This is a genomic window from Methanomassiliicoccales archaeon (assembly GCA_014361295.1).
Classification (GTDB): Archaea; Thermoplasmatota; Thermoplasmata; order Methanomassiliicoccales; family JACIVX01; genus JACIVX01.
In genome coordinates this window covers 1,516,446-1,531,047 of record JACIVX010000001.1, presented here as the reverse complement: position 1 = coordinate 1,531,047, position 14,602 = coordinate 1,516,446, and the positions used below count along the sequence as shown (strand labels likewise).

General features: G+C 45.6%; 17 protein-coding genes and 1 pseudogene. 8 read left to right on the top strand and 10 right to left on the bottom strand.

What is annotated here, in order from left to right; genetic code table 11:
- The first annotated feature begins 90 nt into the window (after window positions 1–90).
- From H5T41_07620 to H5T41_07605, 4 genes are all read left to right on the top strand, one after another.
- Window positions 91–693 (top strand): EVE domain-containing protein, encoded by a 603-nt coding sequence (locus tag H5T41_07620; protein MBC7108638.1) that lies wholly within the window; start codon window positions 91–93, stop codon window positions 691–693.
- Between the two features lie 171 nt (window positions 694–864).
- A complete protein-coding gene (locus H5T41_07615; GenBank protein MBC7108637.1) occupies window positions 865–1,083 on the top strand; it encodes a hypothetical protein in 219 nt (72 codons plus the stop codon).
- A 329-nt stretch (window positions 1,084–1,412) separates the two neighbouring features.
- Window positions 1,413–2,462, top strand: a complete 1,050-nt coding sequence (locus tag H5T41_07610) for a hypothetical protein (protein ID MBC7108636.1) — start codon at window positions 1,413–1,415, stop codon at window positions 2,460–2,462.
- Window positions 2,455–3,345: a hypothetical protein gene (locus tag H5T41_07605; GenBank protein MBC7108635.1), complete on the top strand. Its 891-nt coding sequence runs from the start codon at window positions 2,455–2,457 to the stop codon at window positions 3,343–3,345. Before H5T41_07610 ends, H5T41_07605 begins: the two co-directional genes overlap by 8 nt.
- A gap of 310 nt (window positions 3,346–3,655) precedes the next feature.
- On the opposite strand, the gene H5T41_07600 is transcribed toward H5T41_07605, so the two are convergent.
- The 6 genes from H5T41_07600 to H5T41_07575 form a co-directional block, all read right to left on the bottom strand.
- Window positions 3,656–3,817, bottom strand: a complete 162-nt coding sequence (locus H5T41_07600; GenBank protein ID MBC7108634.1) for a hypothetical protein — start codon at window positions 3,815–3,817, stop codon at window positions 3,656–3,658.
- Window positions 3,818–4,097: 280 nt separating this feature from the next.
- On the bottom strand, window positions 4,098–5,156 hold the full coding sequence (locus tag H5T41_07595; GenBank protein MBC7108633.1) for a bis-aminopropyl spermidine synthase family protein: 1,059 nt from the start codon (window positions 5,154–5,156) through the stop codon (window positions 4,098–4,100).
- Entirely contained in the window at window positions 5,086–5,490 is a 405-nt protein-coding gene (gene speD / locus H5T41_07590; protein MBC7108632.1) for an adenosylmethionine decarboxylase, read from the bottom strand. The genes H5T41_07595 and speD overlap by 71 nt, the downstream gene beginning before the upstream one ends.
- A 194-nt stretch (window positions 5,491–5,684) precedes the next feature.
- Entirely contained in the window at window positions 5,685–6,344 is a 660-nt protein-coding gene (locus H5T41_07585; GenBank protein ID MBC7108631.1) for a diphthine--ammonia ligase, read from the bottom strand.
- 198 nt (window positions 6,345–6,542) lie between these two features.
- A complete protein-coding gene (locus tag H5T41_07580) occupies window positions 6,543–7,328 on the bottom strand; it encodes a hypothetical protein (GenBank protein MBC7108630.1) in 786 nt (261 codons plus the stop codon).
- 157 nt (window positions 7,329–7,485) lie between these two features.
- On the bottom strand, window positions 7,486–7,815 hold the full coding sequence (locus H5T41_07575; protein ID MBC7108629.1) for a hypothetical protein: 330 nt from the start codon (window positions 7,813–7,815) through the stop codon (window positions 7,486–7,488).
- A gap of 166 nt (window positions 7,816–7,981) precedes the next feature.
- Between H5T41_07575 and H5T41_07570 the strand changes: the two genes are divergently transcribed.
- On the top strand, window positions 7,982–8,530 hold the full coding sequence (locus H5T41_07570) for a hypothetical protein (protein MBC7108628.1): 549 nt from the start codon (window positions 7,982–7,984) through the stop codon (window positions 8,528–8,530).
- The gene (locus tag H5T41_07565; GenBank protein ID MBC7108627.1) at window positions 8,527–8,835 is read left to right on the top strand and encodes a hypothetical protein; all 309 of its coding nucleotides are present in this window, start codon (window positions 8,527–8,529) and stop codon (window positions 8,833–8,835) included. The genes H5T41_07570 and H5T41_07565 overlap by 4 nt, the downstream gene beginning before the upstream one ends.
- A gap of 138 nt (window positions 8,836–8,973) precedes the next feature.
- Here the strand turns inward: H5T41_07565 and H5T41_07560 are convergent, their stop codons facing one another.
- Together H5T41_07560 and H5T41_07555 are read right to left on the bottom strand one after the other, a co-directional pair.
- Window positions 8,974–9,906: a DUF169 domain-containing protein gene (locus H5T41_07560; GenBank protein MBC7108626.1), complete on the bottom strand. Its 933-nt coding sequence runs from the start codon at window positions 9,904–9,906 to the stop codon at window positions 8,974–8,976.
- 5 nt (window positions 9,907–9,911) lie between these two features.
- Window positions 9,912–10,283 (bottom strand): putative zinc-binding protein, encoded by a 372-nt coding sequence (locus H5T41_07555; GenBank protein MBC7108625.1) that lies wholly within the window; start codon window positions 10,281–10,283, stop codon window positions 9,912–9,914.
- 906 nt (window positions 10,284–11,189) lie between these two features.
- On the opposite strand from H5T41_07555, the gene nifS reads away from it, so the two are divergent.
- Window positions 11,190–12,350: a cysteine desulfurase NifS gene (nifS, locus tag H5T41_07550; GenBank protein MBC7108624.1), complete on the top strand. Its 1,161-nt coding sequence runs from the start codon at window positions 11,190–11,192 to the stop codon at window positions 12,348–12,350.
- 96 nt (window positions 12,351–12,446) lie between these two features.
- On the opposite strand, the gene H5T41_07545 is transcribed toward nifS, so the two are convergent.
- Window positions 12,447–13,502: an AIR synthase gene (locus tag H5T41_07545; GenBank protein ID MBC7108623.1), complete on the bottom strand. Its 1,056-nt coding sequence runs from the start codon at window positions 13,500–13,502 to the stop codon at window positions 12,447–12,449.
- A gap of 9 nt (window positions 13,503–13,511) precedes the next feature.
- Window positions 13,512–14,096 (bottom strand): annotated as a pseudogene (locus H5T41_07540) (phosphomethylpyrimidine kinase).
- A 286-nt stretch (window positions 14,097–14,382) separates the two neighbouring features.
- On the opposite strand from H5T41_07540, the gene H5T41_07535 reads away from it, so the two are divergent.
- On the top strand, window positions 14,383–14,553 hold the full coding sequence (locus tag H5T41_07535; protein MBC7108622.1) for a hypothetical protein: 171 nt from the start codon (window positions 14,383–14,385) through the stop codon (window positions 14,551–14,553).
- The last annotated feature ends 49 nt before the right edge of the window (window positions 14,554–14,602 follow it).

Genomic DNA, 14,602 nt, shown 5'->3' with positions numbered 1-14,602 from the left:
TTTCATGTCTGGAATATCATTTTTCTAACTGGATTAATTTATCTTTTCGAGCCCGTTTCGCTCTTTTCATGTCCATCTACTGGAACAGCAGTGCACGAGGTTCATCTTAACAAAATATGGAACACAGAACTTAAGATTAAAAATAAAATTAAGAAAAGAAAAAACTACATAATCTCAAGTCCTTGTAGGGAAATAATGATGAATCACTGGTTTGTAGTTCATGATTTGAAAGCGTATGCACAACATAGCGATTTGATAGGTTGCAGAGTTAAAAGTCATGGTCTGCGAGAACCTCGGTTTAAGCAATTCGCCGAAATTAGGAAGGGGGATAAAATCATTTATTATGCCAGTAAAAACAATGTTGTAGTGGGAATTTTTGAGATCACTTCAGATATAACTCATCTTGAAAGGGATCCCTTTTGGAACGAAATCATGGTTTACTCTATAAAGCCATCAGAAATGCCTCCATCAGGTTACTATCTCAACTTTAAGAAGCTGGTCCTTTCGAAAACCGTGAAATTTGACCTTTTTCCAGACAGCGAGAAATGGTATAATTACCTACAAGGAAAAACTTGCAGAAAGCTCACAGAACACGATTACCAAATAATCAAGGACAACCTTACCAATCCAGAATACCTTATTGGAATAGACAAAGTGAAAGTCGTAGAGACAGAATGGCACAAGAAAAACTAAACCTGAAAGGGAAACGTCAATAGAAGAAGCATCACCACACAACGCAATTGTCGAATCTTTACATATCATCGGTCAAATCTTTGGGTACGAATCACTAAAAAAGCCAACGGTAAATGACCTTAGGCCAACAGATAAACCCTTCAAAGCAAAAGGCAAATCACTCGATCTCGCATGAAAATCTTCGGACTAACATATGTGCCATTCGAAGTCCAAGTGCATGGAAGCATTCCCGACCCAATATACAGGCTTAACTTGGTGCATCAATGGTCCCTCAAAATGGTTGTAGTCGCAGAACAAGAATACCATGACGAAATAATAGAAGCTGCGCAAACATACCCCTTCGCAGGAAAACTCGTCCTCCTAACACCAAAAGAAATTGAAAATGCTTAAGAAGGACTACAAAGGACTACTAAACCTAAGACAAATAATCTTCGCCTAAAACAATTCGCTGCGTTAGATGCCAAAAACCAATAAAAGGAATTGAAAGTCATAACAAAAGTTCTGTTCACACACAACTAGAGAACTTTTCTCCCCCCCCCCCCATCTCTGAGAAGATTACGGAAATAGAGGAGATACCAAAGGAGTGGTGACGGAGCGGGTTTTCTCTTGTCTGCACTTCAAAAGCTTAACCATATATATCGGAATAATCTCATATTCTCTGTGCAGAGGATGCAAAGATAGTTATATAGTTGGATTATGCAAGCAGGGGGAAAAAGGCGATGGACGGGATAAAGTCTCTCGGCGATTTCAAGAGGTGCGTGCAGTTCCTGTTCAATAAGAACGAGGAGGCCCTCGAGGAACACGGCAAGTACCACTGGGCACAGCTTAAAGCCTACCTCATCGAGGTCAACCCGAAGCTCGTTCCGCATATACCCTGTCCGTCCGGTTCTTGGCGGCCGCTGGATGTTTCTGGATGGTACATCAACTCGGCGGCGGACGACCGTAGGACCGACGAGAGCTTCGTCCTAAACAGAACAGGAGAGCGCGTCTGCACGATATTCAGTCTCGCGGAGGCCAGGATCTCTGACTATTCGATCGAAAAGATGGTCGGAGAAACGCACGGCATCGACTACTGCTGGCTGACCCGGAGTCTCATGAAGTACTGGTCCGATAAGGAAAACTGGATGGAAAGAGGAGTCGGCATCAAGTTCGAGGACGGCCTGAGACCAGAGGAGCACAGGAGCTATCTCAGCATGAAAGCGTGGTACGGGGCCCAGGGAATAGACCCCGAGATAGAGGGGGTCCTCCGAACACTCAGGGAAAAGTATGCCATCAACAGCATGAGGTGGCAGAAGATCAGCGGCAACGACGTAGTGATATCGTCGGAGTGGTATTCAAACGGAAAGGTCACCATCAACAGGGCGACGGAAGTAGAGGAGGCCCTGCAGTGCGTCATATACATGGCCCTCGTCTACGAGGACGAACTCCGGGAAGCCACAAAGATAAGGGACAGCGTCTACGCCCCGTTCGAGATCGAATTTACCAGAAGCATCGACGTAGACGGGTTCTCCAATGTAACATCGAAGGGGGTCGGCGAGCTGAAGCTGTGGCTGGTCGAACTCGAGCGCGAAGACGACTACAGGAGGTACTCGGGCGTCGACCTCCACACGTGGGACCGCGTCCTGATGGGTGTTGCCCCCAGTTACGCGCACTTGGTGATCCCGATGGACGGATGCGTGAACGCGGCGCCGAGGATCGCGACTGTCCACGGCGAGGAGAGCGCGGGAAAGACATCGATCTCGATCGACGGGGTAGAAGTATTTGCGTGAAGTCGACGACAGAATCCGTCTTTGGAGGAACACCGTCGCCCTTTTCTACGAGCTCAAGACCATCGGACTCAAGGGACCCTTTAAGAGCGCTGGATACAAGATAGGCGTCATTGAGCCTGTGGCGGATCCAACCGGCGCGGGCGGCGTGCCGGATATCGTCTGCTCGAGCGATTCAAAATGGGCGATAATAGAGGTCACCCTCAACGACAAGCCCAAGAAATGCCAGCTGGATTCCTATCGGGATATGAACCCGAGGCTGTTCCAGCAGTGGCTCGGCGACACCATCGCGGGGAAGCCAAACGTGATATGCAGTCGGCTCGAAAATGACGTCGACGACGGCGGTTACTGCCAGATATTCGTGAGAGACCGCTTCGACTCGAAGAACACGGAGAAGCTCAGCGACACAGAACTGGCGGAGTACCTTAGGAAATTCAATGGAACGGATATAAGCCGATCGCCCGATATTCAAATCCAGTTGATTCCGGAAATGGCATCGAAATCGTACGAATTGAGGAGGGGGCTCGTGAACTTGGTCCTAAAGCTGGCCGAACCGGGATGCAGAGGCAGGACCGCCGATCAGATAGTCACCTCAGGCCTGGAGAGGATTGCTGAAAATGTTTCTGAGACCAGCAAAGGCAAACTTGTTAAGTCCGTAGAACAGCAATTGGTCCAGTTGGTAGAGGGAAAAATGAAGGATTATATGGAGTATGATGACAGCTCGCCTAATATTGTCTTCAGGTTCAAGGAAGGCGTTAACATAGAAAACAAAAATACAAGATCAAAAATAGTAAGACTACTAAAGGAATGGGTAGGCGAGCGTAAGGGTCAAACAGAGCTATCCGACTACGATTCAAATGATGGGGACATGACGGCAACCACTTGAAAGGGTTGCTGGATCACAGCACGTAGGCGACGGGTATTCTGCGTTGACAAAAGAATCCGTTAGAGAAGGATGTGACAACGGAGAAGTCGATTCTTTCTCTTTACTCGATTCTCTTTACTCGATTAAGTACTCGCCTTGAAGCTCGATAGGGTCCGTTGTTGGCTCATGCGAGCCAAAAGAGAATCGTACGAAAATAAGCACCCCAGCAACTTCAACAATAGAAATGAAATCCCTGAGACAAAATCAACATATTTTCTCTATAACCCCCGACTTAATACTCACGGCAATCTGAAACGTTTTACATACTTCTTTAGACCAAACCTTCGAACGGGCAGATCGATTCACGATTCTCGTAATGGACGTCCGATTCGACGCACGAGACGCCTTTTTCTCTAAACCACTCAAGAATCGCGTTGCATAACCATACATTATACCCGTGTGTCAGTAATCTCCCAGCACGAAGCAATCGCAATCATATCCCCTTTTCCCCTACAATTGCAAGGTCTGTCGTTCCATCCTAGAACGTATCTGACGAGAGAGCTTCCTCGCTCAGCTACGAAAACGATTGAATTTTCACTGAGAATGTCTCTCATCAGTCAATCGCGGTTCTGGAATCTACTCGCAGGCATGACCATAGAATCCGCTGCGCTTTCCTTTGCTGACAGTTTTTTTCGGGAACTCGATGATGATCTAAAGATCTTGCTGTGTCGCCTTTCTTCTGGTCATTCCATCGAAACTTGCAGTTTCGATGGTCACTTCCCATTTTCATCCCTATTCTCAATACATTGATTGACGCTGATGTGAGTGATGTCCTCCGCTCGGTCAATGAATTCGAGCTTAAGCTTTCTTTTCGGATCGATGATGTGCTTTGGTTCTCCTAAAATTTCAAATCGGATGAGAGCTGACTTATACCAGTGGATTCCTGGGTTTTCCTTCGCGGGGAATTTTAGGTTTGCGATAAATGTTTCATAGTTCACATCATCGTATCTCATCGGATATCTCGAAAAACCCCTTATTAGATCGGTAATCACACAATTTCCATTCGCAAGCATTTTTTCAATTTTAAGCCATTTTTCATGGGATGCCTCGGCGACCGTCAGACCGAAATAACCGACACCACCGGCTCCAAGACAACTTACTCCCCTCCCAATGAATGCCTTCAATCCGCTGATCGTTTCGAGAGGCTCAGAAGAGAAGACGTCGAATTTGCGAATGAGATCATCCGGTAAAGGCTCCGCGACATTATACCTACGGAACTCGATGTCAAATCCGCGCTCCTTGTTCAATTGAGTAAGATAACTACCGATCCGTTCGTCGATATCCAAAACACAGATTCTCGAAGGCAGATTCGTCAGAGAGAGGGCAATGCTTAGAAGGTCATCATCACCGATAAGAACGAAATCCTTATTGTGGAGATCGTTGTAGTAGTGCATGAGAGCTACCCTTGATATAACATCGATCTCATCCATGTATCCCTGGAAATAGTCAAAAGTTGGCTGAGGTCTGGTTTTCGTGATCTCCTTGAATTCCTCGAGAATTTCTTTTAATCTATCAGTCAATAGAAATTTCTTGCCGAGACATTCCCTGCATTTCACGAGTTTGAATGCTGTAATATGAGGATCGAGAACATTCTTCCCTCTTTCAGTGAGAGCGAATCCTTCCTCATCCGCAGAAATTAACCCAGCATCGTGAAGTCGCCTCAGTCCGCAAATAAATTCCCTTAAATTGAAATCGAAGGCATCAAGCAGCTCCCAAATGGACTTCTTCGATTCCGAAAGAATCTTCAAGATCTGTGCATCCACCTTTTGCATAGGGAACCCTCCTGATGATCTTTTTCTTGACGATCTTGGGTCTGAATTCTTCAATGAGCAAACGAAAAGCTTTCAGGGCTGACTCATCAGGACCGCAGGTAAAAATGTCGAGAGCGATGTAACCATATTCGGGCCATGTATGTACGCTCAGGTGGGACTCACTCAATAGATATACAGCAGAGACGCCATATTCTTCGAATTGATGATAATGAGAGGAAATGCAGTTCAATCCAGATTTAGAAATAACTCTATTCAAGATCGGGCGGATAATCTCGACGCGAGAGATCTTTCGAGGGTCAACGCCGAGCAATTCGGCGATAACGTGAATGCCCATATCGAACACCCCCGTCATCGTCGAATTCTTTCGGAAATGCCCTATTCTAGAAGTGATTAATTGTATAACGGATAGGGCAGTTTTTCGTAAAAACGGAATCCTATATAAGATTTTTGTCGAGTCGGAACTCTACTACTCGTGCCTCGGCTAGAAAGCTTGTCAGTTAACGGCAGAGAGCTCGATATGAATTTTCATTATAGAAGATCAATCAACCAATACCCCTCTTTGAAAACTTTCTCTCCCAATTTATAACGGATAGGAAATCGGAAAAGAGGACCGTCAAAAACGAATGTATGATACTCTCCCATCTCACCACAGGGCGTTATCTTTGTCGTTAATCTGTAAACATTGAGCGTTTCGATTTGATTTAACAAATCCGGGCCAATTACTTTTCCAAGCCATTCCTCATCGAGGAATTTCGAATTCAGGGCAACGACAATCGCTTTGAAACCCTCAGCTAGAAAATCATTAAGAATACGCGCCTGATCGAGATTCCAAAGAGGGAAATATGATCGGACACCAGCTTTCTTGCATACGTTTTCACACCACTGTCTGTTCTGTTCTACATCGATATCGCCGAAAACAATCCCATCAACGCCGAAAGATTTGAGTTCAAAAAGAGCTTCTAGGAATTGCTTCTCGTAGTCATTGCCGACCACTTCTTTCTGGAGAAGCTCGACCCCGATCGACCTTGCCTGCTCTTCAATCAATGACGCCCTCACGCCGTGAAAAGCGACTCTTCCACTTTCTTTCCGACAAGTGTTCAATAAATATTTGATCTCGTATCCAGCGCAAGCCATTTTCCAAAAAGCGAAACAACTATCCTTTCCACCGCTCCACGAACAGGCGAGCATATACGGTGTTAGAAATTGGACAAATAAAGCTCTTTTTCTCACGCCTCCTCAAATGCCACGTTGGGAAATGAAAAAACGAGGGAAGATAAATACAGATTCAAACGCGTTTCAATCTATTCTTCCGTTCACTCTTTGTTCTTTACAAAGTGCGTTCAAACATGCCATTGAAAAGATTCTTGTCCACGCGATAAATCATTATCATAGAGTGTTCTCCCTTAGACTTCCAACGACTAGAAAGTTGACAATACCATGGCACTCACAGGATGTGGCCACGCAGAGAGAATCGCTAGATTTGAGAGATGAAAGACATTTTATTAAACGCTGGATATCAGAAATCCGTAGCGCACCTATTCCGCCGAAATTCTGTGTCACCAGAACCGCAAAACTGCGAGTCACCTCTAAGAGAGACCTGGTAATGATCTCGTGCATCGGGATTTCCCTCTTCAGTCCCGTTATCGGACATATTAAAGGGCGTTCGCACATCTCATCGCATTGTTCTTGAAAAGGCATGTAACTCACTGAGAGAACCGCACTGTTCTCATCCGTTTGCGAGCTGAGAATGTCAGGCAATTTTGGGATCATTTTAGCCATTAGATCTGGATTCGGCATCACCTGATACCCATTCCTGACGAGAAATTCAAAAGCCAATCTTGCAGCAAAATGTCCTTTTACCACGGGAATGACAAAATCTGGAAGCTGGTTGAGATCGATCAAGTCTAAAAGAACACCCGCGGCATCCGCGACAAGGAATTGAATTTTGCCAAGAGAATAAAGATCAAGATCGTGAATTTGATCGAGGACGATGTCCGCTTTTCTCGCAGCAGGGCATTTGAGATCCCGATCGACCACCAATACCGCACCATAAGATTTAGCGATCTCTGCGGCTTTCAATCCAAACGGCCCGCCCCCTGCGCACAGGATGAAGGGCGGATCTGATCTTTTACCGTTCAGTTCGTTGTTGAGAGTCTCTTCAAAATCTCTCATGAATAAACCATTTAATTCTCAGCAGAAATATAGATTTGGTACAGAGGAGATTGCGCTCCTGAAGACAATATTACCTTTTCTCATAATGAAGTTTCCATTGAAAGTTTATCGATCAATTCATTCTGACCCAGTTAGGTATAGATAAAGATTCAAGGCTTCATTCAAGATATTCCACGCAGATTTTTCCTTTTGAAAGCGCAAGATTCTTCGACAACATTCCGGCCTCAAGCCAAGCGGCATTGACGACCGCAGCTGGTGTCAAGCAAGTCGAGCTCATCTTTGCCTTCTTGAAGCACTCCCAGATCCGACTATTTGGCTTATCTGAAATATCTGTCAGTGTCAATTTTCCGAGCAGACCGATGAATTCCTTAACATTGTCGCAATCTGTCTCCGCCTCGATTTCGAAGTCTCCTTCATCATTTTGTGTGACTTTGATAATCGTCGTCTTTCCACACACACTCATGTTGACCTTCACTCTTGACGTCATCAATTTCACCAATCCAAAACTAAGCTAGTCACCTCTCAATATTATGCACATACAGGAATTTTCAAAAAAGTTGAAATAGCCTAGAAGTATTTAATACTGATGACAAATCGAATCCCACAAGAAGAATGGAATCTCTGCGAATATCGAATATGGATGGTTAGATCTGATGGGTAGTTTCAAATGGGTGCTTGTCGAAACGCTGCCATGTATTGCAGACAGCAGGAAAATCAGAGCGATATACAGACTCGAAGGCGATGTCCAATCTCTTTTACCATATCTAGCAAGCGATCGCCCCAGTTCTAATTACAACGAAGGAGCACGTGTTTTGTCCTACAAGTCGGAACAAAGAATCATTTCAATCGATGGGGACGGCAATGTGGGGATTACTCAGCTGACCGATCTGGATGAGGCAGAACGAGTTATCAAAGAAGTTGTCGATTGGATAGAGGATGTGGAAAAGAGGAAAAACGAAATCGACCCAGAAGAATACAAAAAACGAAGGAGGGTCGGGATAGTCGATCTTCTCAGACTTCTGCCGCGGAGCAACTGCGGCAAATGCGGTTTCCCAACTTGTATGGCATTTGCGGTGGAGATTCTCGAGGGTCGAGCACAGATAGAGAGCTGTCAACCGCTATCCCACGAAAGCAACAAATCAGCAAGAGAAAAGATCGATTCTCTGCTAATCCAGGCAGGATTGAAAAGGGATAAGCGATGACGACAGTTGAATTTGTTATGAGAAAACTTTGTTCAGGAATTGAGGAATTTGAGGCGACGCCGAAAGAGAAACTGGAAGTTGATCTCGAAGTCCTCGAATCAAGGCTCAAGAATATAGGGGTTAAGGAAATTACGAACCTGGGATGCTTATTGCTAGTCCTTTTTGAAGATACTGGAACTGTTTGCCACGTTTATTCAAATGGCAAGATCTTAATCAAAGCAAACATGAGGAATGATGCTGAAAAAGCTTGCAAATTGATCTATGAGCTGATCGACAGTCAACGAGCATCATCGTTCCTCGATTAACATTATCATCAATTGAAACCATTGGAGTGTGCGTTGCTGAAAGGATGCGTGTTTTTCTCTGCTGTAGGGTCTCCGTAATTTCTAGGATCAAAAATTGTCGAAAGCTAAAAGAAGTTCAGGAAAAGTGGCAGATCACGATTAGCTCTGGGCGCGCGCTTCGAGCTTTCCCATCGCCTTCCTTAGACCAATGAGTCCCCCAACAACTGAGTGAATCATTGACCAGGGGATGCCCACATACATCTCTTCGTCTCGGAGTTTACCAGCCGACCGGCAGCCATAACATCCGAGTGAGAAATTGACCTTACCTGTTTTCAACGGTAGTGTAGTCGAATCCCCGCAAGAAGCTTGCATGCCTGCGAAGTTCGCGGTGATCCGTGGACCACCCGTCGCGTATAGAAGCGAGTTAGCAATCCACATCGCCTGCTTTGGAAGGCAGGTAATAATAACGACATCAGGGGCCTCGGCGAAAGTTTTAAGGGGTGCGACTAAAGTCCCAGCCGTGCTGCCAGGTTCAAGTTTTGGAACTTCCTCCATGATCCGTGCAGCGATCTTTTCCGATGCGGCAAGACCATGCATATAGGGAACCTTGCCAGATTTCACTTTTTCAGGCAAATCCGCAATTCCGAGCGCAGCCTTCGCCGCAGAGCAAGCGTGCATTTCGCCAGGGAGATAAAGGCTCGCCCCAAGTGACGCCATATGAACGGAAACGCAGTGCCGGAGTGGAATATCGACTTTTCTGAATCCGGGAGGCGGCGATTCCCGTTGTTTCAGTAATTTCACTCCAACAGGCATTTTCTTGAGATCAAGTGCGCTCGCGATCTTTTCCGATATCTCAACGATACCAGGATCGCCTGCGATGATTGTCGCTTGATAGACCACGGCAGGCTTTGATGGAATGGTAATTGCGCCAGCAGGACACTGATCTTCACATACCCCGCAGAGGGAGCAGAGTTCGCTGTTGATTAGGCGGGGTGTCTCGTCGCCCATCTGAAGGGCATTCCCTGGGCATATGTCGATACATTTCCCGCACATTGTACATTTCTTTGAGTCAAAAATGATCTTTTCAGTCATACAAATCACCAATTTTCCGTTGCCTTTTTTACTAATTCTTTAACTTTTTTGACATCTTCCCTCTCACAAGACGGAATCATGTTCTTTTTTATTCCACAATCTTTTGCCAGTTCAATTGAAACGTCTGGTAACCGTCCTTTTTCCTGTAGAATTTGGGTCGCACACTTCATTGCGCAGCCATCGAGGACAACGATATGGCTGGCGTCTTTCAAGCTTTCCATCGCATTCCTGCGGCCGATGGCGAGTGCTGGCAAGCAGAGAAGTTTGTATCTGTTTGGATTTTCATTTACAAGTTCTCTTACAACACAATCAGACAGCGTGCCCGTGTTTGAAGCGCCACTGCAGCTTACCAGAAGAATTTCCTTTTCATTTTTCATGTTGATCACTTATTTCAAATTAATTTGAAATACTTCTTACATTATATATAGATTTGTCGAAACAACTTCGGGCAATGATGAAATAAAACCAACAAAACAAACAATCGATAAAAGAAATACGAGATACTTCCAGTTACTCAAAACAAGATGTTCGCGACAGGATTTATCAGCAAATCATTCTCGTCACAGACTTATGACAATGAATCTGTGCACAGCGCTTTACAGAAAAGGAATGAATTTTAATGCTTTTCAAAAACGGGCCAGCAATCACTCATAATAGGAGAGATCATAGCGCCTGGAGGAATTCAAAATACTAATGAATTTCAAAACCTCCCTGCGCAGATCCCTCCTAGATCGCTCGATCCTCGCTTATCCGTTTGCGATCTGCACCGATCTGCCGCTCTTTCCGACAGCGCGCATGATCGATTATGCCTGTAATAATATTGTCACCTAGATCTGCGTGAGAAAGCATCCGATACACATTTCCGAATTTGAATCGCCTCATTCCGAAATGCGTAACTTGTTGCCTACGCGGCAAGCTGGTACGCGATGATGATTATGATGCAGATCGCCTGAACGATAATCGCCGCGATGGCCCCAGCGCCTTCCATTTCACGACACCTCCCGACGGTGCATCCTGCGCCGTCAACCAATACTATTTCAATTCTATTTGAAATACTTTTCCATTGTTAATTATATCTTCTCATTGTATGAATAAAATCAATTTACAAAAATGTGGCGTACTCTAATCTGGACTATCGAGGAATAATCAATCAGTATTTGAACGAAAAGGGGATCGAATGGATCTTCATTTATTTATCTTCGGTCGATCATCTTCCTTCGCCGAACGAAATCAGTATAAAAGAGATATACTGTAACAATAGTTAATCAAAAAGGTGATCTCGGATGCCGAAGGTCTATTTCGATAACAGTGCGACGACGCGCGTTGACCCGAAAGTCGTCGAGGCGATGCTGCCATTCTTCGATGAAAAATTTGGAAACGCCTCCAGCCTCCATTCTTTCGGACGTGAGGCAGGGGAGGCGATGGAGGAGGCGAGAAGGATCGTCGCCAAGGCGCTCAATGCAACATCAAGGGAGATTATTTTTACTTCGGGGGGCACGGAATCGGATAATCTCGCTATCCAGGGCGTTGCATTCGCAAACAAAGATCGAAGAAATCACATTATAACGAGCGCTATCGAACATCATGCCGTACTTCACACCTGTCAATTCTTGGAAAGTCAGGGATTCAGAGTTACATATTTACCAGTGAGCAGCGAAGGAATCGTTTCCGAAGAAGCAATCAAAGAAGCGATAACCCGCCAAACGATACTCGTATCAATCATGGCGGCCAATAACGAAATCGGCACAATTCAGCCGATTCGAGCAATTGGCGAAATTGCTCATGATTACAAGGCGCTGTTTCACACGGACGCAGTCCAGGCATTTATGAAAATGCCGATCGATGTCGTAAAGGATTCGATCGATCTCCTTTCAATCTCAGCACATAAGATTCACGGTCCAAAAGGCGTCGGGGCTCTTTATGTTCGCAACGGAACAAAGATCAGACCGATCATGTATGGCGGCGGTCATGAAAGGGGTTTGCGTTCATCGACCGAAAACGTTAGTGGAATCGTCGGTTTGGGAAAGGCGGTCGAGATAGGGATGGGAAGCATGATAGAAGATGTCGAAAAGATGAAGGCGATGAGAGAGCGCATCATTGATGGCGTTCTCCTTCGAATTCCAGATTCCTACCTTAACGGTCATCGATACAAACGCCTTTGCAACAACGCTAATTTCAGATTCGACTTTGTTGAGGGAGAGGCCCTCGTTCTCCAACTCGATATGAAAGGGATCGCGACATCGACTGGCTCAGCGTGTTCTACGAAGAACCTTGAGCCGTCGCATGTTCTACTCGCCTGCGGAATCAGACCTGAACAGGCGAGAGGATCGCTTAGAGTCAGTCTCAGCAGGATGAACACATTTGAAGAAGTTGACTACTTCCTCGATGTTATCCCGGAGGTCGTCAGAACGCTGAGAGAGATCTCTCCGATTAAATCATGGTAGGAAAAAGAGTAATTGACAATTGATCAGGAATCCAGTTCAAATCCCCTCAATTCCGCAGCCTTGCATAATCTGATGTCAAAAGAATTGTGGGAAAGTTCATGATTGCCTTGAGGAAAGCCCTCTGAAGAACACTGGCCAGAAGGGGTCCTGTTCTGGGATTCTCAATGGAACTATTTCGCCAGATTTACGCTTCAAAATCCTTCTTTCGGTCGAGTCAACGACTTTCCCGATCACAGATGCATCAATACCAGAACGTTTGAGATTGTCGACGATTTGAGAGGACTTCTCCACCTCCGCAGTGATGATGAGAGATCCCTCGGAAATTGCCTCAACAGGATCAATATCAAAGGCTTCGCAGATCAGTTCCACCTCATTAGGAATTGTAAATAGCGACTCGTCGACCTCCATTCCAACATTGCTCGCCTGCGCAATCTCAAAAAGGCCGCCGATCACGCCGCCCTCTGTCGCGTCGTGCATTGCCGTTACGCCGCCCGTATTCATGGCAATCATCGCATCCCTCACAACGGAGATCTGTCGCATCAATGACTTGGCTTTTTCAATTGTTCTGGCATCGCACCGTCCGGCGAGTTCTTTTTCATAAATAGAAGCAAGAATCCCGACGGCCTCGATCGCCGGTCCCTTGGTCAAAATAATGTCGTTTCCAGGCTTCGCTCCAGCGGCAGTCACGTACCTTCCCCTTTCAGCAATCCCGAAGACCGTAACGCCACCAATGAGAGGTGTGGCGATTCCAGGATAATAACCCGTGTGTCCTCCGACAATAGCAATATCAAGTTCCAGAGCAGCCCGATGTATTGAATCAACGATGATTTCCATATCCGCCTTTTCAGTTCCAGGCGGCACAAGCAGTGTATAACACATGTACCGTGGTTTGACTCCCATCACTGCCACATCACTCGCGCCGATATGGACCGTATACCATCCAAACATCTCAAGCGGTTGAGCAGGAATGGAAAAAATCGGGTCTTCCGCAACTACGAGCACCGTGTTGTTACCCAGGTCGATCACACCCGCGTCAACACCCGCTTTCGGAGGCACGATAATAGTGTCATCAGCCGCACCAAATCTGCCGATGATGATCGATTCGAATTCCTCGGGAGCTATTTTCCCGACTTTTGTTTCTTTTTGGATCATTTCCCTGGTTTCCCTCGAAAATGCAATTGCGATCTCACATGCTTCCCTCGCCACTTCAACTGGATCCCTTCCTATCAGAACAGAAACGGGCTCCTTTCCAACGGCGCCAGTCTCATAAAAGACCTTTGGGATTTTCCCATCCGATGATCGCACCAGTTCTTCAATTTTCCAGGGCATTGATTCACCGTCTTTCAATGATACCTCAACAGGTTCTTTTGACCGATCGATTACTCCAAAGGTCCAACCTTTTCTCTCACAAAAACCTTTGAGCCACTTTGTCAATTCTGGCGTGCTCGCGAAATTGATGCCCGCACGGATGCTGGATTCCCTTTTATTGATTTCCAATATTAATCTTGACATATGATTCGATGCTCCGAACCGTATCGGACCAGCAGCGTGCGGGAAACCATTAACGACCGTAATTCTTCCTTCGACGGCAAGGACATCCCTCGGTGATACTGCATCAGGTGAGGCGAAGATGAGATTCGTTCGAACCTCTGGGATTAAGGATGCAAAGTCTCTGCAATTCTCGATGATTTCAAGAGCAAGCGCCATCTTTCCGTACATCTCGACCTTATCTTCTAGCTTTGTCATCGTATCCCTCTTTTCGTACAGACATAAACAAATTAGGTGTATTAAACTATCGTTAATTTCCTCATTTGTAAACCACTTTCAGCTCTTAAGAGTTGACCGCACAAAAACCTATTTTTCAAGGAGAAAGAGATTCGATTCATGCGATCATCTCTTGACAAAATAGGGAGCATAGGAAGACATGTTCTTTTCTATAGGGCCAGACTTGCCCCTCACCAGATCCGTGCCTCATTAGTCTCAGACAAAAAAACTCCACAGGAGAACTAATAAGGACGAAGTAAGAACTAGTATAGGAGTAAATAGATTCGCGATTGCCGTTATCAGGGAGATTAGGATCGACATCTTGAATCACCGTTCGAAAAGCCTGAGAAAATTCGAAGAGCAGGAGTTTGACTATGTCGTAACGGTATGCAACGATGAAGAAGACATATGTCCGTTTTTCAGCAAAGGAAAAAGATAGATGGCAAAGTTTTGTCGCCACTTCAAAAACGATCGAATGAAATGAAGAG

Excerpts from the sequence above, each read along its gene's own strand:
- H5T41_07555 (MBC7108625.1), bottom strand. The coding sequence starts at position 10,283 with ATGAAAAATGAAAAGGAAATTCTTCTGGTAAGCTGCAGTGGCGCTTCA.
- H5T41_07575 (MBC7108629.1), bottom strand. The coding sequence starts at position 7,815 with ATGACGTCAAGAGTGAAGGTCAACATGAGTGTGTGTGGAAAGACGACG.
- H5T41_07585 (MBC7108631.1), bottom strand. The coding sequence starts at position 6,344 with ATGCTCGCCTGTTCGTGGAGCGGTGGAAAGGATAGTTGTTTCGCTTTT.
- H5T41_07595 (MBC7108633.1), bottom strand. The coding sequence starts at position 5,156 with ATGCAAAAGGTGGATGCACAGATCTTGAAGATTCTTTCGGAATCGAAG.
- speD (MBC7108632.1), bottom strand. The coding sequence starts at position 5,490 with ATGGGCATTCACGTTATCGCCGAATTGCTCGGCGTTGACCCTCGAAAG.
- H5T41_07580 (MBC7108630.1), bottom strand. The coding sequence starts at position 7,328 with ATGAGAGATTTTGAAGAGACTCTCAACAACGAACTGAACGGTAAAAGA.
- H5T41_07610 (MBC7108636.1), top strand. The coding sequence starts at position 1,413 with ATGGACGGGATAAAGTCTCTCGGCGATTTCAAGAGGTGCGTGCAGTTC.
- H5T41_07560 (MBC7108626.1), bottom strand. The coding sequence starts at position 9,906 with ATGACTGAAAAGATCATTTTTGACTCAAAGAAATGTACAATGTGCGGG.
- H5T41_07565 (MBC7108627.1), top strand. The coding sequence starts at position 8,527 with ATGACGACAGTTGAATTTGTTATGAGAAAACTTTGTTCAGGAATTGAG.
- H5T41_07570 (MBC7108628.1), top strand. The coding sequence starts at position 7,982 with ATGGGTAGTTTCAAATGGGTGCTTGTCGAAACGCTGCCATGTATTGCA.
- H5T41_07545 (MBC7108623.1), bottom strand. The coding sequence starts at position 13,502 with ATGATCCAAAAAGAAACAAAAGTCGGGAAAATAGCTCCCGAGGAATTC.
- H5T41_07615 (MBC7108637.1), top strand. The coding sequence starts at position 865 with ATGAAAATCTTCGGACTAACATATGTGCCATTCGAAGTCCAAGTGCAT.
- nifS (MBC7108624.1), top strand. The coding sequence starts at position 11,190 with ATGCCGAAGGTCTATTTCGATAACAGTGCGACGACGCGCGTTGACCCG.